The 23,704-nt window shown below is 57.9% G+C and carries 20 protein-coding genes; 12 read left to right on the top strand and 8 right to left on the bottom strand.

Translation table 11 applies throughout. The annotated features are described in order from the left end of the window. Positions 1 to 219 precede the first annotated feature (219 nt). The 3 genes from fabB to METAL_RS09240 all read right to left on the bottom strand — a co-directional run bounded on the left by fabB (position 220) and on the right by METAL_RS09240 (position 3,952). Positions 220 to 1,440 (bottom strand): beta-ketoacyl-ACP synthase I, encoded by a 1,221-nt coding sequence (gene fabB / locus METAL_RS09250; protein ID WP_005371716.1) that lies wholly within the window; start codon positions 1,438 to 1,440, stop codon positions 220 to 222. A gap of 12 nt (positions 1,441 to 1,452) precedes the next feature. Continuing rightward, entirely contained in the window at positions 1,453 to 1,968 is a 516-nt protein-coding gene (gene fabA, locus METAL_RS09245) for a 3-hydroxyacyl-[acyl-carrier-protein] dehydratase FabA (protein WP_005371715.1), read from the bottom strand. A 79-nt stretch (positions 1,969 to 2,047) separates the two neighbouring features. Continuing rightward, entirely contained in the window at positions 2,048 to 3,952 is a 1,905-nt protein-coding gene (locus METAL_RS09240) for a transglycosylase SLT domain-containing protein (protein WP_005371712.1), read from the bottom strand. Positions 3,953 to 4,200: 248 nt separating this feature from the next. Between METAL_RS09240 and METAL_RS09235 the strand changes: the two genes are divergently transcribed. Further along, positions 4,201 to 5,883 (top strand): ABC transporter ATP-binding protein, encoded by a 1,683-nt coding sequence (locus tag METAL_RS09235; protein WP_005371711.1) that lies wholly within the window; start codon positions 4,201 to 4,203, stop codon positions 5,881 to 5,883. 64 nt (positions 5,884 to 5,947) lie between these two features. After that, positions 5,948 to 6,778 carry a PHP domain-containing protein gene (locus METAL_RS09230; RefSeq protein WP_005371709.1) on the top strand — a complete coding sequence of 277 codons (831 nt, stop codon included), beginning with the start codon at positions 5,948 to 5,950 and terminating at the stop codon, positions 6,776 to 6,778. A gap of 48 nt (positions 6,779 to 6,826) precedes the next feature. Here METAL_RS09230 and METAL_RS09225 read toward each other — a convergent pair whose 3' ends face one another. Beyond that, positions 6,827 to 7,360, bottom strand: a complete 534-nt coding sequence (locus METAL_RS09225; RefSeq protein ID WP_005371707.1) for a DUF4231 domain-containing protein — start codon at positions 7,358 to 7,360, stop codon at positions 6,827 to 6,829. Between the two features lie 59 nt (positions 7,361 to 7,419). Here METAL_RS09225 and METAL_RS09220 point away from each other — a divergent pair, with 59 nt between their 5' ends. The 6 genes from METAL_RS09220 to METAL_RS09195 all read left to right on the top strand — a co-directional run bounded on the left by METAL_RS09220 (position 7,420) and on the right by METAL_RS09195 (position 14,131). Beyond that, positions 7,420 to 8,334, top strand: coding sequence for a 1-aminocyclopropane-1-carboxylate deaminase/D-cysteine desulfhydrase (locus tag METAL_RS09220; protein WP_005371706.1), 915 nt, complete (start codon positions 7,420 to 7,422; stop codon positions 8,332 to 8,334). 118 nt (positions 8,335 to 8,452) lie between these two features. Continuing rightward, positions 8,453 to 9,109, top strand: coding sequence for a class I SAM-dependent methyltransferase (locus tag METAL_RS09215; RefSeq protein WP_005371705.1), 657 nt, complete (start codon positions 8,453 to 8,455; stop codon positions 9,107 to 9,109). 22 nt (positions 9,110 to 9,131) lie between these two features. Beyond that, a complete protein-coding gene (gene ppk1 / locus METAL_RS09210) occupies positions 9,132 to 11,225 on the top strand; it encodes a polyphosphate kinase 1 (protein WP_005371704.1) in 2,094 nt (697 codons plus the stop codon). 85 nt (positions 11,226 to 11,310) lie between these two features. Beyond that, positions 11,311 to 11,835: a peptide deformylase gene (gene def / locus METAL_RS09205; protein ID WP_005371703.1), complete on the top strand. Its 525-nt coding sequence runs from the start codon at positions 11,311 to 11,313 to the stop codon at positions 11,833 to 11,835. Positions 11,836 to 11,899: 64 nt separating this feature from the next. Further along, positions 11,900 to 12,847, top strand: a complete 948-nt coding sequence (locus tag METAL_RS09200; RefSeq protein WP_005371702.1) for an LOG family protein — start codon at positions 11,900 to 11,902, stop codon at positions 12,845 to 12,847. Between the two features lie 12 nt (positions 12,848 to 12,859). Then, positions 12,860 to 14,131 (top strand): MgtC/SapB family protein, encoded by a 1,272-nt coding sequence (locus METAL_RS09195; RefSeq protein ID WP_005371701.1) that lies wholly within the window; start codon positions 12,860 to 12,862, stop codon positions 14,129 to 14,131. Between the two features lie 62 nt (positions 14,132 to 14,193). Here the strand turns inward: METAL_RS09195 and METAL_RS09190 are convergent, their stop codons facing one another. Together METAL_RS09190 and METAL_RS09185 are read right to left on the bottom strand one after the other, a co-directional pair. Continuing rightward, on the bottom strand, positions 14,194 to 15,816 hold the full coding sequence (locus METAL_RS09190) for a GTPase (RefSeq protein ID WP_005371699.1): 1,623 nt from the start codon (positions 15,814 to 15,816) through the stop codon (positions 14,194 to 14,196). After that, the gene (locus tag METAL_RS09185) at positions 15,797 to 17,536 is read right to left on the bottom strand and encodes a GTPase domain-containing protein (protein ID WP_005371697.1); all 1,740 of its coding nucleotides are present in this window, start codon (positions 17,534 to 17,536) and stop codon (positions 15,797 to 15,799) included. Before METAL_RS09185 ends, METAL_RS09190 begins: the two co-directional genes overlap by 20 nt. A 124-nt stretch (positions 17,537 to 17,660) precedes the next feature. Here METAL_RS09185 and METAL_RS09180 point away from each other — a divergent pair, with 124 nt between their 5' ends. Continuing rightward, a complete protein-coding gene (locus tag METAL_RS09180; protein ID WP_005371695.1) occupies positions 17,661 to 18,089 on the top strand; it encodes a hypothetical protein in 429 nt (142 codons plus the stop codon). 88 nt (positions 18,090 to 18,177) lie between these two features. Here the strand turns inward: METAL_RS09180 and glgC are convergent, their stop codons facing one another. Beyond that, a complete protein-coding gene (glgC, locus tag METAL_RS09175; protein WP_005371693.1) occupies positions 18,178 to 19,395 on the bottom strand; it encodes a glucose-1-phosphate adenylyltransferase in 1,218 nt (405 codons plus the stop codon). Positions 19,396 to 20,118: 723 nt separating this feature from the next. On the opposite strand from glgC, the gene METAL_RS09170 reads away from it, so the two are divergent. Next, on the top strand, positions 20,119 to 20,568 hold the full coding sequence (locus tag METAL_RS09170) for a CBS domain-containing protein (protein ID WP_005371689.1): 450 nt from the start codon (positions 20,119 to 20,121) through the stop codon (positions 20,566 to 20,568). A 342-nt stretch (positions 20,569 to 20,910) separates the two neighbouring features. On the opposite strand, the gene METAL_RS09165 is transcribed toward METAL_RS09170, so the two are convergent. Beyond that, positions 20,911 to 21,867: an IS5 family transposase gene (locus METAL_RS09165; RefSeq protein ID WP_005369238.1), complete on the bottom strand. Its 957-nt coding sequence runs from the start codon at positions 21,865 to 21,867 to the stop codon at positions 20,911 to 20,913. Between the two features lie 145 nt (positions 21,868 to 22,012). Here METAL_RS09165 and METAL_RS09160 point away from each other — a divergent pair, with 145 nt between their 5' ends. Both METAL_RS09160 and METAL_RS09155 read left to right on the top strand, forming a co-directional pair. Next, entirely contained in the window at positions 22,013 to 22,804 is a 792-nt protein-coding gene (locus METAL_RS09160) for a GNAT family N-acetyltransferase (RefSeq protein ID WP_005371686.1), read from the top strand. Continuing rightward, entirely contained in the window at positions 22,776 to 23,609 is an 834-nt protein-coding gene (locus METAL_RS09155) for a lysophospholipid acyltransferase family protein (RefSeq protein WP_005371683.1), read from the top strand. The genes METAL_RS09160 and METAL_RS09155 overlap by 29 nt, the downstream gene beginning before the upstream one ends. The last annotated feature ends 95 nt before the right edge of the window (positions 23,610 to 23,704 follow it).

Here is a 23,704-nt window from a genome sequence, read left to right as displayed (position 1 = left end):
TACGGCAATCTTGGCGGATTACGATACGCAGCCAAGACCGTCGATGCTTAAAGCCCCTACCCATGCGCATCGGAATCCACCCTACGGTCTATCTACGCGGAGCGGGGGTTTGCAACCCCGTCCCCTTACGTTTTCTACCGTGCACGGCAGTAGAAACTCTGAGGACGGGACAATATGCCTCGCCCGGCCAAGCGCCTTGCAGTGCTAGAGAATTAGGAGTTAACCGGTATAGCGTTCGAAAATCAAAGTGGCGTTCGTCCCCCCGAAGCCGAAGCTGTTCGACATGATCGTATTCAGGGTCACGCCGTCCTCGCGCTCGCGCACGATCGGAATGCCTTCCGCGCCCGGATCGAGCCGGGTGATATTGGCTGAAGCACTCAGAAAGCCTTCTTCCATCATCAATAACGAATAAATCGCCTCGTTCACGCCGGCCGCGCCTAGGGCATGGCCGGTCAGGGATTTGGTCGAACTGACCTTCGGCACCCGGCCGGCGCCGAACACGGTACGCAACGCTTCGAGCTCCTTGGTATCGCCGACCGGCGTGCTGGTGCCGTGCGCGTTGATATAGTCGATTTTACTGCGTACCGTCGCCAGGGCCTGGCGCATGCAGCGCACGGCGCCTTCGCCCGACGGCTGGACCATGTCGTAACCGTCGGAAGTGGCGCCGTAACCGGTCAATTCCCCATAAATTTTCGCGCCGCGCGCTTTCGCGTGCTCCAGCTCTTCGACCACCAGCACGCCGCCGCCGCCGGAAATCACGAAGCCGTCACGGGTTTCGTCATAAGGCCGGGATGCCGTTTCCGGGGTATCGTTGTATTTCGACGACAATGCGCCCATCGCATCGAACAAAAGCGACATCGTCCAATGCACTTCTTCGCCGCCGCCGGCGAATACGATGTCCTGCTTGCCCATCTGGATCAGTTCCATCGCATGGCCGATGCAGTGCGCGCTGGTCGCGCAGGCCGAACTGATCGAATAATTGACGCCCTTGATCCTGAACGGCGTCGCCAGGCAGGCCGTGTTGGTGCTGGACATCGTGCGCGGCACCATGTAAGGGCCGACTTTTTTGATGCCTTTCTCGCGCAACAGGTCGGCTGCCTCGACCAGGTTCGAAGTGGAAGGCCCGCCGGATCCCATCACGAGGCCGGTCCTTTCGTTCGAAATATCGCTGTCTTCCAGCCCCGAATCGTCGATCGCCTGCTGCATCGCAATGTAGTTGAAGGCGGCGCCGTCGCCCATGAAACGCTTGATCTTGCGGTCGATATGGGCATCCAGGTCGATCTTGACCGCGCCGTGAATATGGCTGCGAAAACCGAGTTCCCGATAAATATCGGCAAAACCGATGCCGGACCGTCCGAGCTTCAACGATTCGACGACTTCATTCCGGTTATTGCCGATACTCGAAACGATACCTAAACCGGTTACCACAACTCTTTTCATTACCTTTAAACCTTAGAAATCTTCTGTAGAAGTAAACAGACCGACGCGCAAATCGGTCGCTTCGTAAATCTTTTTGCCGTCCACTTCCATCGTCGCGTCAGCAATGCCCATCACCAGCTTGCGCATGATCAGACGTTTCATGTGAATATGGTAGACGACTTTTTTGGCGGTCGGTAACACCTGACCGGTAAATTTGACCTCGCCGACGCCCAGCGCGCGCCCTTTGCCCGGCCCGCCCATCCAGCAGAGAAAAAATCCGACCAACTGCCACATCGCATCGAGCCCCAGGCAGCCCGGCATGACCGGATCGCCCTGAAAATGACAGTCGAAAAACCAAAGGTCGGGCCTGATGTCGAGTTCGGCGATGATCTCGCCTTTGCCGTACAGCCCGCCTTCATCGGTAATCAACGTGATGCGGTCCATCATCAGCATAGGCGGCAACGGCAATTGGGCATTTTTGGGTCCATAAAGTTCTCCCCTTCCGGACATCAACAATTCGTCGCGCGTCAGACTATGCTTTTTCTCCATTCTGTGTTTACCTTGGCAAATTTTTATTAAATTGGTTCCGCATATTATCTATCAGGCCCTGAAAAAAATCAGCTCATTTTTACCCGGGCGGAACGGCGGGCATCAGGTCGGTGATCTTCAATCCGGGTTTGTCGAGCCGATGCTGATAAATGACCGCATAGGACAAAACCGCCGCCACATACTTTCGTGTTTCCCGAAACGGGATCGTTTCGACCCAGATATCGGCGGGCATCGCCCCGGCATTCGGCAGCCATTTCGTTGCTCTGGCAGGCCCCGCATTGTACGCCGCGGCCGCTAACGCCACATGACCGTTGAAGCGCTGCAGCAGTTTTTTGAAATAATAAGATCCCAGCCGAATATTCACATCGGGGTCGAACAGACTGGCGTCCGTTACCAGATCTTGCTGAATCTCCCGTGCAATCTGCCTGCCCGTTTTCGGCATCACCTGCATCAGTCCCAGCGCCCCGACGGCCGATTCGGCATGGCTGTCGAGCATGCTTTCCTGCCGGATGACGCCCAGCACGACCGCAGGGTCGAGATTGTGGCGGAGCGCATTGTTCCGCACCTGTTCCAGATAGCCGACCGGAAAGCGCAAGGCCAGATCGTCCCAATAATCCGCCTTGGCCAGCGTCTTGATCGCAACCGGATGCCAGCCCCACGACTCCGCCAGCTTGGCGGCCCGTGCGCGTTTCTCCCGGGCCAGTTTTCCCGTTGCGAACCACCATTGCCGCTGCGCTTCCATTTCGCGGTTTAACGCCCTGAGCTCGATCACGGCCTGAAAATCCTTTTCGGCCGCCAATTCCGCCAGATCGTTCGCGGCCAGCGGCACAGGGGTATCGGCCAGGAAGTATGGCTGCGACACCGCGTCGGCGGCCAGAAAGCCGTAAAAACTTCGGTCCTTGGCAGCCTGCATATACAGCGACCGCGCCTCCGCGGCCTGGCCGGCGACCTCGAACGCACGCGCCTGCCAATACTGCCAGCGCGCTTCCTTGAGCTCTTCGAGCGTCAAATCCGACACGGCTGCTGCGATATGCTCCCAGTTCTGTTCGAACAAAGCGGCCCTGACCCGCCACTCCCTCACCTCGCCGTCATAGACACTCAAACCGGTCAACCGGTCGTAAGCGCCGGCCTTTCTTTGAAAGGCCAAAGCCAGCGCCAGCCGGCGCTCGGTCATTTGCTTGATGCGGTCTTCCAGCGGCAGGCCTTGTTTCTCGGCGTCCCAAAGCCGCACGGCCCTGTCCGGGTCCGACTTGGCGATCCGGTCGAGGCCATGCGCAAAAATTCGGGCGGACAACGCATCGTTGCCCGAACGATTCTTCAGTTCAATGATCCGTTCGGGGTTCTTATCGACTTCGAGCCATGACTCAGCGACATCACGGTCCGACCTCGGCAGCTGGCGCGCAAGCGATTCGGCCAGCTGCCGGTGGTTTTCCTTCAACGCCATTTCGAAACGCTGCCATATCATTTCGCGGCTCATCAGCGCGGATTTTTCCAACTCGGCAAATAGCGGTCCGCATTCGCCCGGCTGAGAACTGCCGCTCATCCACAACCGTTTGGCATTCAGCAGGGCCTGTTCCTGAAAACCGGTTTGAAAGCGGGCCCAATGATACAGGCATTGGAGCGCCACATTGCCGTCGGCTATGTAATTTTCGGTATAAGCCTGCCACTTGTTTTGCGCGGCCATCGACTTGAGCCATTTTTCCCGCAGCAGCGGAGCGTAGCGCGTGTTTTTATAATCCGCCAGAAACGCACGGATTCCGTCGGTTTGCGTCAGGTCCTTTTTCAACCACTGATACAGAAGATAAGGATAAAGCGGATACTCGGACAGCGTATCGGCCAGTGCCTGAAAAGCGGCCGCATCGCCGCGCTCGACCGCCTGCTCGGCCAGCACGAAGTCGCTGCGCTCGCGCTGCCGGTCGCGCGCGCAGGCATCGATACCCGACGCCAGTACGATAGCCAGGAGGATGACACGTAGGGATTGCATGCTATTTGAGAAATTGATTGATACGGCGGTCTGAACGAAATATTCGAAGAAGCGCCGCCGAACGGCGGCTATGACTAAATTCAAGGCTTCGCTATAATGGCGCGGAAAATATAACGACTTCAACCCGAAACGTGCACTCCAAACCCTCACGATCCCAGGCAGCGCCTTTCAACTGGGATTATATCTTCCAAATTGCCGGCCAACATAAAAAAGCTCTGATTTATTCTCATGTCATCGCCCTCCTGGCGATGATCGCGAGCGTGCCGGTGCCGCTGTTCATGCCGCTGCTGGTCGACGAAATCCTGCTGCACAAGCCCGGCCTGATCATCGAAACGCTGAATCCGCTCGTCCCCGCCGCGTGGCAGGTGCCGGTCTTTTATATCGCGGCCGTGCTGCTGGCGAGCCTTGTGCTGCGGATCATCGCGATCGTTTTCAACATCATCCAGGCGCGCGAGTTTTCCTGCATCGCAAAAGACATCATCTTCCGCATTCGTCAAGATCTGATCGGCCACCTGCAGACGATTTCGATGGCCGAATACGAAAGCCTCGGCACCGGCGCGATCGTCACGCACCTGGTCACCGATCTCGATACGATCGACAATTTCATCGGCAATACGATCAGTAAATTGCTGGTCGCGAGCCTGACCATTTTCGGCACCGCCGCGATCCTGCTCTGGATGAACTGGCGGCTGGGCCTGTTCATTTTATTGCTGAATCCGGTCGTGATCTATTTTACGCGCGTGGTCGGAGGCAAGGTCAAGGATCTTAAAAACAAGGAAAACAGCGCCTACGGCATTTTTCAGGAATCGCTGACCGAAACGCTGGAAGCGATCCATCAGATCCGCGCCAGCAACCGCGAAAAGCACTACTGCCGCGAACTGATCAACGCGGCGCGCTATGTCAAGGATTACTCGGCCGCCTATGCCTGGAAAAGCGACGCCGCGAACCGGTTGAGCTTTTTGATTTTCCTGTTCGGCTTCGACGTCTTTCGCGCTCTGGCGATGCTGATGGTGTTCTATTCGGACCTGACGATCGGCCAGATGCTCGCGGTATTCGGTTATCTCTGGTTCATGATGGGGCCGGTCCAGGAGATCCTGAACATCCAGTACGCCTTTTACGCGGCGAAAGCGGCTCTGGCCCGGATCAACAGATTGAAGGCGCTGAAGCAGGAGCCGCATTATCCGCATCTTGAAAATCCGTTCCTGAACAAGAAGACCGTCGCGATCCGGATCGAAGACCTGCATTTCAGCTACGGCGAGGAAAAAGTGCTGAACGGGATCAACCTGACGATCCATGCCGGCGACAAAGTCGCGCTGGTCGGGGCCAGCGGCGGCGGTAAGTCGACCCTGATCCAGACCTTGATCGGCCTATATCCTGCCGAAAGCGGAACGATTCGTTTCGACGACGCGCCGATGGAACGGATAGGCCTGGAAGTAGTCAGAGAAAACGTGGTGACCGTGCTGCAGCAGCCGATCCTGTTCAACGACACGATCCGCGCGAATCTGACCCTCGGGCGTACCGCAAGCGACGCGGAATTATGGAATGCCCTGGAAACGGCCCAGCTTGGCGACATCGTAAAAGACCTGCCGACCGGGCTGGATACGGTCGTCGGCCGCCACGGCATGCGCCTGTCGGGCGGACAGCGCCAGCGCCTCGCGATTGCCCGGATGATCGTGGCCCAACCGAAAGTCGTGATTCTGGACGAGGCCACCTCCGCGCTCGACAGCGAAACCGAATACAAGCTGCACCAGGCGCTCGCCGGTTTTCTGGCGGGCCGAACCACTCTCATCATCGCGCACCGGCTGAGCGCGGTCAAACAGGCCGATCATGTCTATGTATTCGAAGAAGGCAAAATCTGCGAGCAGGGACGGCACGAGACGCTGATTGCCCAGAACGGGCTGTATGCGAAACTCTATGGGGAATACCAATAACCGCAGGCGTAAGACAAAAAACAGATGGGCAGAACCCTCTAAACCATAACGATAACAAAAATCCATGTCCGAAATTTACGATCTGCACTGCCACTCCACCGCTTCAGACGGCGCGCTGTCTCCGGCGGAACTGGTCCGGCGCGCGCATCGGCAGGGCGTGACCGCTCTGGCCCTAACCGACCACGATACGACCGCGGGACTCGGCGAGGCGCAACGCACCGCGCAAGCCGAAGGCCTCCGCTTCATTCCCGGCATCGAACTGTCCTGCCAATGGCAAGGTAAATGCCTGCATATCGTCGGACTCGGGATCGACCCCGCCTATGCCCCGCTCGCCGAAGCGACGCATGATCTGCGTAACGTACGGCTGCACCGCGCGGAACAGATGGCGCAGAAACTCGAAAAGAAACGCATCCACGGCGCGCTCGAAGCGGTCAAAAGAATGGCTGGCGACAGCATGATCACGCGCACGCACTTCGCCGATTTTCTGCTCTCGCAGGGCCATGTGACCAGCCAGCAGGAAGCCTTCGACCGTTATCTGGCGAAAGGCAAGGCGGCCTATGTAGCCACTCCCTGGGCGGAGATGGGCGTGGCTATCGACTGGATCGTCAAATCCGGCGGCGTCGCCGTCCTTGCACACCCGTTGCGCTACCAGTTGACCGCCAACTGGCTCAGGCGCTTGCTGAACGCCTTCAAGGAGGCCGGCGGACAGGCCGTCGAAGTCGTGACCGGGCGCTACAATCCGGAAGAAATCAGAAACATGGCCGACCATGCGAGTCGCTTCGGGCTTGCAGGCTCTGCAGGCTCGGACTTTCACAGCCCCGACAATCAATATGTCGAACTGGGCCGCCTGGCGCCTTTGCCGCCGGCTATCCGGCCGGTTTGGGACTTGCTGTAGATCTTTCTATTGTCTGACCCACATTCGCTTCCTCTCGTAAAAATCGTTTTAAACGGCGTTATTTTTAGCGTGTTGATCATCGGTTTCGCCGGCGGCACTGTTGCGGTACTGCCAGAATAATTGCTGTTCTTCCGCAATCACCGTTTCGACGCGCTCGACCAACAGCCGGTAGGCGGCCTCCTCATCGGTCACCGGGGCATAATCGCCGGCATTGTTGATGTACAGGCGATATTCCCGTTTCATCCCTTCGGCCGCTTTCCGGTAAGCCTGCCAGGTTTCGTTCGGACGCAGCAGCGTATCCACCGCGCGGAATACCGTGACGGCCGCGCCTAACAAGGCAGTGGCTCCGGCTGTCCAGGATTGATCGGCAAACACCTGGATGACCGAAATCAGCGCGCCCGTCACGATCACGGCCATTGCGAAAAACAAATGCTTGTATTTATACTGCCCTGCCTTGCTTTCGTACCAGCTCCGCTGATCTTCGAGAATGTTTTCGAAATAGTATGCCGCCCTCTCCTTGCGGCTCTCGATCACCGACTTCCAGGACGATACAGGGCGTGCTTCATTCGTTTGTTCGGTCATGGCTTTTTCTCTAGCTAAATAAGTCCGGCGTATTGTTATTATTTTACGATAAAATCCAGATGCATCCCGCCCTGTCCTCTCTGAAAGCCGGCTTTCATCCCTCGCCGCTGGTCCGTATCGCCGATCCCGATCTGCCCCAGGAGATCGAATTGTGGCTCAAGCGGGACGATAGGCTGCATCCTATCATATCCGGCAACAAATGGCGGAAGTTAAGCCACATCCTCGAAGACGCACTCTCATCCGGAGCCCGCACCCTGATCAGCATGGGCGGCGCCCACTCGAATCATCTGCATGCGCTGGCTTACGCCGGCAAACGACTGGGTTTGCAGACGATCGGCCATATCCGCGGCGAGCGGACGGAGCCGCTGACGCCGACCCTCGAGGACTGCCGCAATTGGGGCATGGAACTGCGCTTCGTTTCGCGGTCGGAATACCGGCAGCTCAGGCAATACCGTAAACCCGACAGCCTCCCCGGTATCCGGCCCGGCCAATACTGGCTGCCGGAAGGCGGCGCTCAGCCTCTTGCGCTGAAAGGCGTCGCCGAACTGGTCGAAGAAATCGAGATGCCTTTCGACGCGCTTTGCCTGCCCTGCGGCACCGGCACGACGCTGGCCGGCTGCATCGCCGCCCTCGGCGGCGCAAAAACCGTGCTCGGCTTTGCGGCGCTCAAGCACGCGGAGTTTTTGACGGCCGATGTGGAAAGCCTGCTGCCGAAACCCTGCCCTCGCTGGCAAATCGTTCACGATTACCATTTCGGCGGCTTTGCGAAAACGGCGCGCGAATTGCTCGAATTCATCCACCGCTTTGAACTGACCCAGCAAATTCCGCTCGAACCGGTCTATACCGGAAAAATGATGTACGGACTTTACGACATGATCGCCAAAGGCTGTTTCACCCCCGGCCAACGCATCGTCGCCGTCCACACCGGCGGCCTGCAGGGCAGGCGCGGATTTAACGCCGTCAACGCCGGATAAGACGGGAAGTATCGCCCGTCAATCCAAGTCGGCCCGGCAGCGCACTTCCCTCGGCACCTGCGGCATGGGTACATCTCTTCCCTTAATTCACCTATCACGTTAACTACGAGAGAATGCAATGGATAGACAACCGGAACCCGAGCTGATGGAAGATCCCGAACAGGTCAGGGCCTATGCCGAAGCCGATTTTGCGGTCCCGCACCAGCAATTCGTCGACCGCCTGCGGGCCTTCGTCGGCGACCCGGAATTCAGCGGCATCGCGCTCGACCTGGGCTGCGGGCCGTGCGACATCGGCCTGTGTTTCGCCAAGGCCTTTCCACGGTGCCGCATCGACGCGGTCGACGGTTCGCGCGCGATGCTCGATTATGCGGCCATCCGGACGCCGTCCATCGGGAACCGCATCCGGCTGATCCACGAACGTCTGCCTTTTGTCATATTTCCCGAACAATTTTATGCGATCATATTCAGCAACAGCCTGCTGCACCATTTGCCCGACCCGCAGGCGTTGTGGCAAACGATAAAAAAAGCCGCCCGGCCCGGCACCCGCATCGCGGTGATGGATCTGCTGCGCCCCGCCTCGCTCGAGGCGGCAATGGCGCTGGTCGAGGCCCATGCCGCCGGGGAGCCGGAGATTTTACGGCGCGATTTTTACCGTTCCCTGCTGGCCGCTTTTACCCTTGAAGAAATCCGGGATCAACTCAAAAAAGCCGAACTCCCGCTAAACATCGAACCAATCAGTGACCGCCACGTTTTCATCGAAGGCGTAATGCCTTAATCGCCAACCGCTCAAAATAGTTATGGACGCCATCATCGAAGTCATCCCCGCCGCCGACCTGCAAAAGCCGGAATTTTACATCAACCGCGACGCCAGCCTGCTCGAATTCAACAGGCGGGTACTGGCGCAAGCCCGCAACGAAGACGTGCCGCTACTCGAAAGGCTCAACTACCTGTGCATTTCCTGCTCGAATCTGGACGAATTTTACGAAGTCCGGGTCGCTTCCGTAATCCAGATGGCGGCGATCGATCCCAAGGTTACCGGTTCCGACGGTCTGACCCCGGGCGAGCAGCTGGAACTGATTTCGGTCAAGGCGCACGAACTGGTTACCGAGCAATACCAGGTGCTGAACGAGATCCTGATTCCGAAACTGCAGACACAGAACATCAACTTCATCCGCCGCAAGGACTGGAGCGAAACCCAGCTGAAATGGCTGCAGAATTATTTCAACGAGGAAGTGCTGCCGATCCTGACGCCGGTCGGCCTGGATTCGGCGCATCCTTTTCCGCGCATTCTGAACAAGAGTTTGAACTTCATCATCTCGCTGACCGGCAAGGATGCGTTCGGGCGCAACAGCGGCCGCGCGATTTTGCAGGCGCCGCGCGCATTGCCCCGCATCGTGCAGCTGCCGGCCGAGGAAACGCAAAGCGGCCGGTACGATTTCGTGTTTCTGTCGTCGATCATCCACGCCTTCGTCGACCAGCTGTTCAACGGAATGACCATCAAAGGCTGTTACCAATTCCGGGTAACCCGCAACAGCGACTTCTTCGTCGACGACGATGCGATCGACGACCTGCTGCTTGCGGTCGAAGGCGAACTGGCGATGCGCAACTACGGCGACGAGGTCCGCCTCGAAATCGACGCGAATTGCCCCGATGAAACGGTCGCCTTTCTGCTGGCCCGCTTCGACATGACCCGGCAGCACCTGTTTCTGGTCGACGGTCCGGTCAATCTGAACAGGCTTCAGGAAATCATTCGCCTGGTCGACCGTCCCGACGTGAAATTCGTGCCGTTCAAGCAAAGCGTTCCGGCGCAATTCGCGCGCAACAAGGACATGTTCGCCGCCATCCGCCGACAGGACATTCTGCTGCACCATCCGTTCGACTCGTTCGCGCCGGTCGTCGAATTCCTGCGCCAGGCCGCGGCATCGCCGGAAGTGCTGGCGATCAAGCAGACCCTGTATCGGACCGGCGCCGACTCGCCGATCGTGAACGCCTTGATCAAGGCGGCCCGGGCCGGCAAGGAAGTGACCGTGGTGATCGAACTGCGCGCCCGTTTCGACGAAAAGGCCAACATCGATCTGGCCGCCAAGCTCCAGGAAGCCGCAGTGCATGTCGTGTACGGCGTCGTCGGCTACAAGACGCACGCGAAGATGTGCCTGGTGCTCCGCCGCGAAGGCAAGGAACTGGTCAATTACGTGCATCTAGGCACCGGCAATTATCATCCGAAGACGACCCAGCTCTACACCGATTACGGCTTGTTTACCTGCGACAAGGAACTGGGCGAAGACGTCCGCAAGGTTTTCGCCCAACTGACCAGCCTCGGCAAGGTCACCAAGCTGAACAAACTGCTGCAGTCGCCGTTCACGCTGCACAGCGGCCTGCTGGACAAAATCGAGCGCGAAATCGCTTTTGCGCAGAAAGGCAAAGCGGCGAAAATCGTGATCAAGGTCAATGCGGTCGTGGAAGAAATATTGATTCAGTCGTTATACCGCGCCTCGCAGGCCGGCGTCGAAGTCAAACTGATCGTACGCGGCATCTGCTCCCTGCGGCCCGGCATTCCTGGCGCTTCAGAAAACATCGAGGTGCGCTCGATCATCGGCCGCTTCCTCGAACACGAACGCATCTACGCCTTTCTGAACGGCGGCAACCAGGAAATCTACGCATCGAGCGCCGACGTGATGAATCGAAACATGTTCCGCCGCGTCGAAGTGTTTTTTCCGATCGGCAGCAAGAAACTGCAAAACCGGATTCTGCGCGATCTGGAACTGTACCTGACCGATAATACCGAGGCTTGGCTGATGCAGCCGGACGGCCATTACCGGCGCGCGAATCGAATAGAGGACCAGAATCCCGTCCAGGCACAGATCCAATTGTTGAATGAATTGCAGAGTTAATCCATCCATAGTAAAAAAAGACCCTTTTTCACCCCGACCGGGACGATAAGCCCGAATTCGTCCGCGTAACGCTGAGAGGCATTTTATGAATCGGATAAGAGAAATTGCCCAACTGGGCGCCGAAGTGTTGCGGCGCCAGGCCCTGCCCGCCGCTGAAACGAACAGCGCCGAAAACCGCGCCGTGATCGCCGCGATGAAAGCGACGCTGGCCAATACCCAAGGCGTCGGTCTCGCCGCGCCGCAGATCGGCGAATCCGTGCGCATCGTGATCGTCGCCTCCCGCCCCACCCCGCGCTATCCGGACGCGCCTCTAATGGAACCGACCGTGATGATCAATCCCTCCTTCGAAACGCTTTCGGAAAGCATCGAAAAAGGCTGGGAGGGCTGCCTGAGCATTCCCGGAATTCGCGCCCTGGTCCCGCGCTTCAAAGACATCCGGGTCGACTATACCGACGAGCAAGGGCATCCGGTCCAAATCCGCCTGCAGGACTTCATCGCCCGCGTTTTTCAACACGAATTCGACCATCTGAACGGCCTGGTCTTTCTGGACCGCGTCGAAAACAACCGGGACATTTTTTCCGAAAGCGAGTATCTTAAATTCTTCAGTTGAGCACGGATGGGCTTTCTCGGGCACATACCGGCCCTATTCGAGAAATCCATTTGTTACGGAAACCATGAAGCAAAACAGAAATATCCTTTCCTGCGCCCATCCCCTGAAAGAAGAACGATCCGAGCCCTTACCCTTCCAGATCCCCAAACCCGCCGAAGAAGATCCTGAAGCGCCGTTACGGCTGAAAAAGATCCTGTCCAGCGCCAGTTACCGCCAGGCCGACCAGGACGTCGACTTTCTGAATCAGGACGAACTGCGTTCGTTTCGTTTGCAGGTCGATTTTTTAAAAGCGGAGCAGACGCTCAAGGAAAACCGCGTCGAAAACACCATCGTGGTGTTCGGCGGCACGCGTATCAAGGAACCCGGCGAATCGAAGCGCAAGGTGGACGGCCTGAAAGCCGCGCTCGAAAGCAAGCCCAACGATCCCTTGCTGCTGGGAAAACTCCGGGTCGCCGAACGGGTTTACGCGAAAAGCCATTATTACCATACTGCGCGCGAATTCGGCCGCCTAGTCGGCGAGTCGCGGCGGCAGGCGCCCGACCGTGCCTGCGTGGTCATGACCGGCGGCGGCCCCGGCCTGATGGAAGCGGCCAACCGCGGGGCCTACGACAGCGGCGCGCTGACGGTCGGCCTAAACATCAACCTGCCTTACGAACAGTTTCCGAACCCGTATATCACGCCCGAATTGTGCTTCCGCTTTCATTATTTCGCGATGCGCAAACTGCATTTCCTGCTCCGCGCCAAGGCGCTGGTCGTGTTTCCGGGCGGCTACGGCACGTTCGACGAACTGTTCGAAACCCTGACCCTGATGCAGACCCGCAAGATCAAGCAGGCGCCGGTCGTGCTGGTAGGCGAGAGCTTCTGGAAGGAAGCGTTCAATGTCGATTTCCTGATCTGCGAAGGCGTGATCGATCCCGAAGACCGCGAGTTGTTCTGGTATGCGGAAACCGCCGAGGAAATCTGGCAAAGCATCCTGGACTGGTACAATGTCAACGGCGAGCCGCTGCTCTAAAGCGCCAAGCCCATGGAATTCGCCGACCTGATCGCGACCATTCCCCCCATCCTGATCCAGTTCGGGATGACGGTCGCCTTTGCGTTCGTGGTCGGGCTCGAATTTCGCCGCTATCATCAAATCAATCAATACCAGCTTCATTTCGGCAGCACCCGGACCTTTGTATTGATTGCGATTCTGGGCTTTATGCTGTTTTCGCTCGATTCCGGCAAGCTGCTGTTCGCCATGGGATTTCTACTGTTTGGGGCGGCGCTGCTGATTTATTATTGGCACTTGGCCGCGAAAGGCATCTTTTCGATCTTCAGCCCGCTGCTGGGGCTGCTGATCTATCTGATCGGTCCGATCGCGATTACTTTTCCGAACTGGTTCCTGGTGCTGTTTGCGGTAGTGCTGATCCTGATGCTCGGCGCGAAGCCGGTCATTCACCGTTTTTCGGATCAGCTCGCGAACGACGAAGTCGTCACGCTCGCCAAATTCCTGATCATTTCCGGCGTGATTCTGCCCTTATTGCCGGATCGGCCGATCGCACCGGCACTGCCGGTCACTTATTACAAAGTCTGGCTGGCGGTGATCATCGTTTCCGGCTTTTCGTATCTCAGCTATCTGATCCACAGTTATTTTTATAAAAGCCGCGGCCTGATGATTACGGCCGTATTGGCCGGGCTGTATTCGAGTACGGTCGCCACCATCATGATCGGCCGGCGCGCACGCAATTTGCCGGGAGCCGAAAGCTATGTCTCGGCCGCATTGATCACCGCCACCACGATGATGTACCTGCGCCTGCTGGCGATTATTTTTCTGTTCGACCTGCATGCGGGCCTCCGGCTGCTGTTGCCTTTCCTCCCGATCATCGTGCTGTCGGTGATCGCCGTGGCGGCGTTGGTCCATTATAAAAACGAATGCCCCTCCGAAGCGGATACGGTCGATGTCGGCCACCCGCTGGAACTTTCCACCGCCGTTCTGTTTGCGGCGCTGTTCATGGTGTTTACCTTCGTCACCCAATACGTGATCAGCCATTTCGGGCGCTCCGGGCTGAATTTCCTGGCGATTGCGGTGGGATTGACGGATATCTATCCGTTCATCCTGTCGTTGTTGAGCGGAAAATTTCAGGTTTCCGAATCGGCAATCGTTGCCGCGGTCGTATTGGCCAGCGGCAGCAACAATCTCTTGAAAGCCGCCTATGCGATATTCTTCGCGCGCAACGCTTCGGTACGCTTCGGAGCCGTCTGGCTGATTCTTCTGTTTTTGGCATCCATCGCGTATGCATACGCGTTGATCGTTTGATCCGATTCTCGCCCGCCCGCTCACGCCGAAGCGGTGAGCAATCGAACGTAATCAATCTCGGCTTAACGAATCAACATCCGTTGCAGCGGACTGCTGCTGTCGATCGTGGTCTGCTGCCGGCTTTCGAGTGCGGCGCAGTGGCCAAGCAGATCGGCGACCTGCCTTTGCTGTTCGGCATGCAAATCTTTCATCCGATCGATCGCCGCCAAGGCTTCGGAACCGATCGACGCAAACGCCTGCGCCAGGCCTTTTTGCAAGCCGCGCAGTGCGCTGGCCTGCAGCGAAGGCTTCAGTTTTCTGGCGATGAACCAGGGCGTCAGCCAGCTGATCGCGACCACCAGGCTGCTGTGAATCAGAAAATCGACGCCCAGGTACGCCAGATGGGTTTCGTTGCTGTACTCGTAACCGGTAAACACCTGATAACCGACCCAGCTCAGGGCCGCCAGCGGCAGCAGGATTTCGGCGATGCGCGCCCCGCTCAGCAAAGTCCGCTGCAGAGTGTTGCCGGGATTGGCGAGAGATTGTCTCACCGCCAGTTCGCTTTGGGTTTCGATGATTTTCGGCGCTTTTTCGCGAAGCGGAGCCAGTTGCCGCTTGAGCGGCTGCGCCGGAATGCCGCGCTGCTCGGCCTGCAGCACGAACTCGTCGAGGGCATCGTCGAACCGGGCTTTCGCCCAAGCGTCCCATAGCAGCGCATCGGCCTGAGTCGAAGGATATTTTCCGGTCGCCGGATGGGTCAGCAAGCCGACCGCATGTTCCGCATAATAATCGGCCAATTGCCTGACCGGCCAGGCGAAGCCTTCCAGCAGCAACTGCCCGGTACGCTGCCATTGCTGCTGCCAAAGCGGAGAGAGCTCCTTGAATGCCGCATCGCCGGCCAAAGCCTGCCGGTATTGTTCCAGCGCGCAGCGGAGCTCGTCGAGGCGGACCTTAAGCCCGCGCTGTTCGAGCTGCTGCACGGTATGCTCGTTGGCCAGATCGGTGAGCATCTTTGCCAAGGCGCTGAATTCGTCTTCCTGCCCGTCTTCCGCGCAGATCGTCTTGAAAACGATCGGGTCGACGAAACCGGCCTTGCTCAACTGGCGTTTGAAGTCCTCGAATTGTTCCGGTTGGCCGCGGTCCCATTGATTCAATACGAACAGCCAGGCGTGCCGCGCCCCTTCCGCCAACAGCAGCCGCCAGGCCTTCTCGTCGCGGTAGCGTTCCGGACTGACCACATAGATCAGTACGTCGATATGCGGCAGCCATTCCAGCACCAGATGCCGGTTGGCCTGGTCGATGCTGTCGAAATCGGGCATGTCGATCCAGATAATATGCCGTTTCGCCTCGTCGTCGTGCGGCGCGGTCTTCACGCTGGCGATCGGCAGATGCTCGGGCAAATGCCGGAGCGCGACCGAACGGTGGTGATACAGGGTCACCTCGCGCGAAGTCGGCCGTTCAATGCCGGTTCTGGCAATCGCCTTGCCGGCCAGCCGGTTCAACAGCGAACTCTTGCCGACGCCGGTACCGCCCATGAACGCCACCAGCAACGGCCGGCCCTGCCCTTGGCCGAACAGGGCGCTCGGCGTACCGGTCCGCGGAAGGCTTTCCTGTTCCGGCATGTCCCGATCGATCCAGCCCACCTCCGCCGCTTGTGCGGCCCACTGGCGGGTATGATCCGCCAAATCAGAGTAATCGTAAGCCATGACGTTTTTCCTTCAGATGGTTTTCCGCTTCCTGTAATTGCTCGGGCGTAATGTTGAAATGCGCCAGGGCGGACAATTGCTGCGGCAAAGCCGCCAATTTGTCGCGCAGCGCCTCGACGAACAGCACCTGTCTGACCTGGTTCAACTGGTTTTTTTTCAGATCGGCCTCGACGCTGTGCATGTAACTGCCGATCGCGCTTTCGGCCAGCAGCGAGGTCACCGTCAGCATCGACGGAGCGATCACCAGATCGTGCACCCCGATCCCGCCGGTATGCAAGGTCAACGCGATCACCGCCGCATCGGTCGTTGCCCGGGTCGCGCGCAGGCTGTTCAGTAGCAAAGGCTGCTCCTGCAGTTTGCGGTACAAACGGTGCGCGGCGCTTTCGACATCCTGCTGGAAAGTCTGGTGGTAATGTTTGACCGCGCCGTCGAACCCGGCCAACAGCTCCTGGCGCCGGCCGCGCAGAAGCGCGCCCATATCCTTCCACCACAGGCGCTGCTGATGCTCCTCGGCCTTGTCGCGCAGGTTGTCGGTCATCTGCAGCAAGGCGTGCTCGGCGATCTGGTGCAGCAGCGCGACTTCGTGGCTGGTGCCGGTCAGCGAAGCCTTCTTGCGGCCGAGCTTCATCAACTGCCTGACCGGCCAGGTCAATGCCCGGCGCGTGCCGGCCAATATGCCCGCCAAGCCGGGGATTTCGAGCAGGGCGAGCAGTTCGGCCATCGCGACCTGAAAGGTTTCGTAGTGATGCGGATGGTTCAGATAGTCGCGCTGATAATGGTCCAGCGCCTGTTTGATCGTTTGATCGAGCAACTGATGCCAATCTCTCAGCGCCTGATGCTCCTGCACAACGGGCTCCAGCCATTGCGGCCAGTAATACTGGAGCAATTCCTGCTCGTAGCGGGCATGCTTCTTGTAGGAAACCCGAGCGGCGAGCCGCGGCAGCAGCGACGGCTTGGCCTCCGGCCAGACCGGCAGGCCCGATGGCTTGTCATAGTACAGCGGCACGACTTCCGGAAATTCGTCCTTGCGGGCCAGCAGCCATTTTTCCTTCAAGGAATGCACGATCAGCGCTTCCGAGCCCTCGCTGAGCTTGTTCAGGCAGATCACGGTCGGCTGGCGTAAGGCTTCCAGGACGGACATCATGTCCCAGACCGACTGGTCCGCGTATTTTTCCTTGCTGATCACCAGCACGATCACATCGGCCAGCGCCATGGTCCGGATGACACCTTCGCGGTAGGTCGACGAATCGATCGAGTCGAAATCGGGCGTATCCCACAATACGCATTCGGGCAGTAGCGAAGAATGCGCTCCCGGTTCGGACAGCGCAAAGCAATCGTGCCGGTCTTTGCTCAATTGCGCGGGCAGCAGTTGCTGAAAACGCCCGAAGTAGCGCTGCAAGCCGCTGCAATCCTCGCGCCCGACCCGGTGGCAAAAGCCTTGCGGATGCACCGTATAGCCCGCCAGGGGGCTCACTCCGGCGGCGCCGGACTGAAGCAGCACGTTCACCAGCGTGCTCTTGCCCGCCTGCGTCGGCCCTACCACGGCAATCTGCAGCGGCGGCAACGGCTTGGAATCGATCAGCGCGCCTTTGCGTAAAAAAGCTTCCGCCAGCAGCAGCTGATCGATGCGCTGCCGGTAGACCGCCTTGGCGGATTCGAGAGGAGCCTGCTGTAAAATCGTCTGGTAACGCTGCTTCAGTAATTGGATAAATTCCAGCATAAGGGGTTGCATGGGTTATAATTGCCGATCATTTTACCGAGTTTTTTGAAGATCAGGCGTTATTAATAAACAATAAAAAGCCAATACCCTTAACACCGATCCGTCATTCCATCGAGGCAGCCTAATGAAAAAAATTTCCCTATTCCTGATTTTTATTCTGAGTTGTATCCTTTTGTCCGCCTGCGGCAGAAGCGACAAAGTCAACGGGCACAATATCCGGACCGCGTATAAGTCCGTCAAAGTATTGAAGGAACGGCTGCCGGCCGAGAAGCGCATCGAATTCGAAGTCTCCTTCTGGACCATTCGCGACGCGCAAAAGGCCGATTCCGAATTTTTGAATGCGGTCGACGGCAAAACCCCGCTGGAAATCATCGATATGGGCCAAGAGATCTACCAGCAGCGGAAGAATGCCGGCTTCAAGGGCTATGAGCACTATTCGAGCTGGGAGGACATGATCAACAAGTTCAGCCAGGAAAGATCGCAACAAGGCGCGATCAAAAAGGAAGACGCCAAAGATAAAGCGAACGACGTGCTTTACAATTTGCCGCGTTAGCCGAGAACGAAAAATGCCTGTTCCGGATGGACCGTTTCATACCGGTCCGTCCTTCCCCTTCCCCGCCACGGCCTGAACCGGTCCCGGGTCAAAAACGGTAGCCTTTCGGCACCACCGTCACCCCGCTTTCCGAAACCGTGAAACGCACCGCATCGGCCACCGGATCGATGCCGATTTTCTCGCCGGACGGTACGCTTACATACTTGTCGATGATGCAGCGCTTCAGCACCGCGCCGGCGCCGACCTGCACGCCCTTGAACAGGATCGAATCCTCGACCCGCGCATCGTCATCGACGCGAACCTGCGCCGAGAGAATGGAATGCCTGACCGTGCCGCCCATGATCACCGCTCCGCCGCAAATCAGCGAATTATCGAATTGACCGGGGCGGCCCGAGTGACCGGGCGCCATCCTGGCCGGGGGATATTGGCCGGGATAGGTCCGTATCGGCCAATCGCGCTGATACAGGTTGATCGGCGGCACCGGCAGCAGCAAATCCATATTCGCCGTGTAATATGAATCGACCGTGCCGACATCGCGCCAGTAACGGTCGGGCGTCACCCGCCCCTTCTCGCCGCCGAAACGGTAGGCGAAGACGCGTTGCCGGCCGATCAGGCGCGGAATGATGTCCTTGCCGAAATCATGGCGCGATTCGGCAAGCTCGTGATCGAATTTCAACTCCCGGCAGAGCAAATCCATATCGAATACATAGATCCCCATCGAAACCAGCGCATGTTGCGAATCGTCGGGCAGCGCCTGGGGATTGGCGGGTTTCTCCCGAAACTCCACGACGCGCTGAGACGGATCGACCGACATGACGCCGAAACCGCGGGCTTCCTCCAGCGGCACCCGCATGCAGGCAATCGTCAGTTCCGCGCCCTGCTCCTGGTGAAAATGCAGCAGGGCGGCGTAATCCATCCGGTAAATATGATCCCCCGACAGCACCAGCACATAAGCGGCATGGCTGCGTTCGAGCAGATACAGGTTTTGCATGATCGCATCGGCGGTGCCCGCGTACCAGGAATTACCGGTGCGCATCTGCGGCGGCACCGGGGTGATATACTCCGAAACCTCCGGATTGAAAATCGACCACCCGTCGCGCAGATGCTTTTGCAGGGAATGAGATTTGTATTGCGTCAGCACCAGAATGCGCCGCAGTCCAGAATGCAGACAGTTCGACAAGGTGAAATCGATGATCCGGTATTTGCCGCCGAAAGGCACGCTCGGCTTGGCCCGTTCGGCGGTCAAGGGGTGGAGTCTGGAACCGGCGCCGCCGGCCAGAATAATGGACAGGGTCTTGTCGAGCATGAAATGTCCTTTCAACCAAAACCTACCTGCCTAATACGAACACGTAAGCTTTATTCAAATACACCCAACTTTTCTCCTTACCAAACTTCAAGCGAAACTTGGCAAGGAGGCTGGAGGTGCGGAAACAGCCCTGTTTCCGAAACTAAAAATCAACCGTGATCGCCGCGTTTCCGCAGCGGACGGCAGCGAGCCATTGATACGCTTTTCTGACATGTTGCCAGTTCACGCCGATACACTTCCATCAGCACCAAAAACAGGCACAAAAATACAAAAGCAGCCATCTCAATCTCCTTCGTAGTTAAAAACAGAAGAATGCCGAGAAAGCATTCTTCACCCTAAGGATATCAAGCATTAACCATGCCATTTCGGTTACCGGCTTGATTTAACCTCACGAACCGAAAGCATTTCAAAGCCGTTCAAACCGCCCGGCGCTTCGGCACCAAAATGGTGATTCTCCCTTGTGAAGCGGGATAATATCAGTGCGCCGCTGCACGGGTTTTAAATCCGGCGGATGCCCCCTCCGGACCGCCTGCTTCAAAATTTCCTTATTTTTTAGTTATCCGCTCTTTCGGAATAGTTCACCCGAAACATTTGAAGCGCGAAACGGGCCGCAATACCGCAAACGATTCGTCCTGCCGCAACGGCAAATAACTTCGGCTTTGAATCAAACGCGCCCTTTAGAGTCAATTATTACCGTTCCCCACTCAAAATCGGATTTTCATTATGACGCTTAAAACCTTATGCAATCGCGAAGTTCTGGTGGCGTATAAAGACGACACTATCTTCAATGCCGCCGTACTGATGCGTCAATATCATGCCGGCGATGTGATTATAGTGGAAGAACGCAACGGCTTGCGCTATCCGGTCGGGATCGTGACGGACAGGGATATCGTCATCGAAGTGATCGCGAAAGAACTCGCGATCGATACGGTCACGGTAGGCGATCTGATGTGCCGCGAACTGGTGCTGGCGCAGGAGGACGACGACCTGCTCGACGCGATTCGATCGATGCGTCAAAAAGGCGTCAGACGGCTGCCGGTCGTCGATAAAAGCGGCGTTCTCGTGGGCATCTTTGCTGCCGACGATCTGATCGGGTTGATCGCTGAACAGTTACAGGGCGCGGCCGGGTTGATCGGCAAGGAACAGGCACAGGAAAAGCAGTATCGATATTGACACGCCCCTACGTTTTCCTTTCAAAATTTTCTGAGCAAAACCGGCCCGCTTTCCGGGGCTGCCGAAAGTTTGCGTGCGGTTAATCCGGATACCACCAAAATAACGGCTTCAACAGCGGGCGGATCCAGCTCTTTGTTTTGTTTTCGCTTCTTCTGTCATCGAAGTGTCATCCGCCCGTCACGCAGCGTTAAGGAAGCTCTGAATAAGTGGTTTTTATAAGCGACACCGTGCGACATCCGTGGCACCTCGCCGAAAATGGGCAAATCCTTCCCGGCAGCGCCCGCTATCGGGGTGATTTCACTCAGTGTTCTCGGTTTTCCAGGGCGAAGGACAAAGGTCTCCCTAGGTCGGCTGCAGCGCCTGCCGAACGTGATAAAGATTGCCCAGGGCAAACAGCAAGTAGAGTTGTTGGGCATTCTTGAACAGCCCCCGGTAACGCACTTTGGTATAGCCGAACTGGCGCTTGACGATCCGGAACGGATGTTCGACCATGGCGCGTAACGGCGCCAGCATGTGGTTGTGAAGGGCTTGCTCTACCGGCAACTCCTCACCCTTCCCCCGCTTGAACGGAAAGGCCCAAACCGGCTCACCTTCCAGGCGATCCGCCGCCAGATTCCGGTCCTTGCGGGTATAGGCCCGATCGCCCAGCACGACCCGTTCCTCGCCGTGCAGCAACGCCTCCGTCATGACCCCATCCGCCACCTTGGCGGTGGTCATCTCCACAGTATGCACTAACCCCGACTCGGCATCGACCCCAATGTGCGCCTTCATCCCAAAGTGGTAATTGTTCCCTTTCTTGGTCGAACTCATCTCGGCATCCCGTTTGCGCGCCCGGTTCTTGGTGGACGGCGGGGCAGCGATTAATGTCGCATCGACGATCGTGCCTTGCCGTAGCAACAGGCCTTTTTCGGCCAACAGCGCCGCCGTTTCATCAAATAGGGTTTGTGCCAACTGATGGCGTTCCAGCAGATGCCGGAACTTGAGGATCGTGGTTTCATCCGGCAGGGCGTCCTCGCCCGCATCGAGCCCGGCAAACTCGCGCAGCAGCGGCATGTCGTGCAATACTTCCTCCATCGCCGGATCGGAATAGCCGAACCACTGCTGCATCAGGTGAATGCGCAACATCGTCGCCAAGGGAAAGGGGCGGCGGCCTCGGCCCGCTGTCGGGTAGTGCGGCGCTATCCGGCTCGTCCACAAACTCCAAGGCACTACCTGCTCCATCTCTTGGAGAAATTGCTGCCGCCGAGTCTGTTTCGGTTTCTTCACAAACAGTGGGGCACTGAGTCCGAGTTGCTTCATGGCGGGCACCTATCGAAAATGGCAAGCTGCGGATATTTTATCCCAGGCGTAGGACTTATTCAGAGTTTCCTTAACGTTTCCGACACATAACTGACATCTCGCTCCCGTAATTTATCGGCATCTTTTAATACCCCGAGCAAAGCCGATGAAAAATCTCGATCAGGAGACTTGCCAACCCGCCGCCAAACGCTTCAGCAGTTTCATTGCGGACTCGGAAGCGATGATTAAAGCCGCGCAAGCGCTTCGCTACCGCGTTTTCGCGCGGGAAATGGGCGCCCGGCTCAAGTCCGCCGCCGAAGAACTGGATTATGACGAAATCGATACGTACTGCGATCACCTGATCGTTTACGACAACCAGAAAAACAAGATCGCCGGCTATACGCGCCTGTTGAATCATGAACAGGCGCAATCGCTCGGCCGCTTTTATTCTCAGGATGAATTCGACCTGAGCCCGATTCTGGCGCTGCCCGGCCGGTTCCTCGAAATCGGCCGTACCTGCGTCGACCCCGATTATCGCGGCGGCGCGGTGCTGACGACCCTGTGGTCGGCGCTCGCACAGTATGCGAGCGAAGGCGGTTATCGCTACCTGCTGGGCTGCGCCAGCATCACGCCGGGCCCGAGCGGATATGCGGTGGATGCGGTCTTTCGGCATATCGACCGGAAAAATATCGCACCGGCATCCTTGAAAACCGTCCCGGCCGTCCCGGTGCCGGCGCGTTTGCGCTGCCAGCGCGACGAGTCGGGCATTCCGCCGCTGCTGAAAGCCTATCTGCGTTTCGGCGCTTTGGTCTGTGCCGAACCGTTTTGGGACGAAAGCTTCAACTGCATGGATCTTCTGATGCTGCTGCCGCTCGAACAGCTGGAGCAGCGTTACAGCAAGCACTATCTGAGAAACGGCCAGAGCGCCAATGAAAGCGAAACTTCGGCTCTACTCTAAAGCGGCCGGGCTCATGCTGCTGTTTACGGCCGGCTTTCTGATCGCCGCAGGCCTGTTTCCGGTCATCGGGCTGGTTCGCCCGCCCGCCGGAGCCAGACAAATCAGGGATGCGGTCAAACTCCGCTGGCTGCAGCGGTTCGGCCGCATCCTGAACCTGCGGGTCGACAGGAGCGGCAGCCTTGCCAGGCACCCGGTGCTGGTCGTCAGCAACCACGTCTCCTGGCTGGACATCATCGTCCTGGGCGGGCATGTGCCCGGTTGTTTCGCCGCCAAGGACGATATCGCCGGCTGGCCGGTCATCGGCTATCTGTCGCGGCAGGCCGGCACCGTGTTTATCCGCCGGGGCGACAGGAAGCAGATCCTGCAGACCACCGAAAAAATGGCCTGGCAATTGCGCCGGAACGGCAATATGCTGGTTTTTCCCGAAGGCACGACCACCGACGGCAACGAAGTCCTGGATTTTCATGCGTCGCTGTTTCAACCCGCCCTGTTGACCCATGCCGCGATCCAACCCGCGGCCATCCGTTATTTGAACGCCGCCGGGAAAAGCGCACCGTTTGTCGGCGACGAAACATTCGTCGCCCATTTGTTCAAGATGCTGGCGCTCGAAAAAATCGACGTCAAACTCGATTTTCTGCCGGCGATCGAGAGCGAAGACAAAACCCGCAACGGCATCAGCCGCGAAGCCAGAAGCCTGATCCGGGAAGCTTTGCGGGCCGATGAGCCTGTCGGCGTTTTAACTCCCGCAAGCCGGAAAATCAGAAGGCAAATTGACGGCTTAGCGGCTTCTCTTCAGGAATCATAGACCTGGCAGGTCTTGTAACCGAAAGTAATTCGCCCGAAGCCTAACCTGCTGTCTTTCCCGGAAAAGATTGAGTACAATCGGCCGCATCTCACCCC

It is taken from the genome of Methylomicrobium album BG8 (assembly GCF_000214275.2).
Lineage (GTDB): Bacteria > Pseudomonadota > Gammaproteobacteria > Methylococcales > Methylomonadaceae > Methylomicrobium > Methylomicrobium agile.
This window is presented reverse-complemented; position numbering and strand designations above follow the sequence as displayed.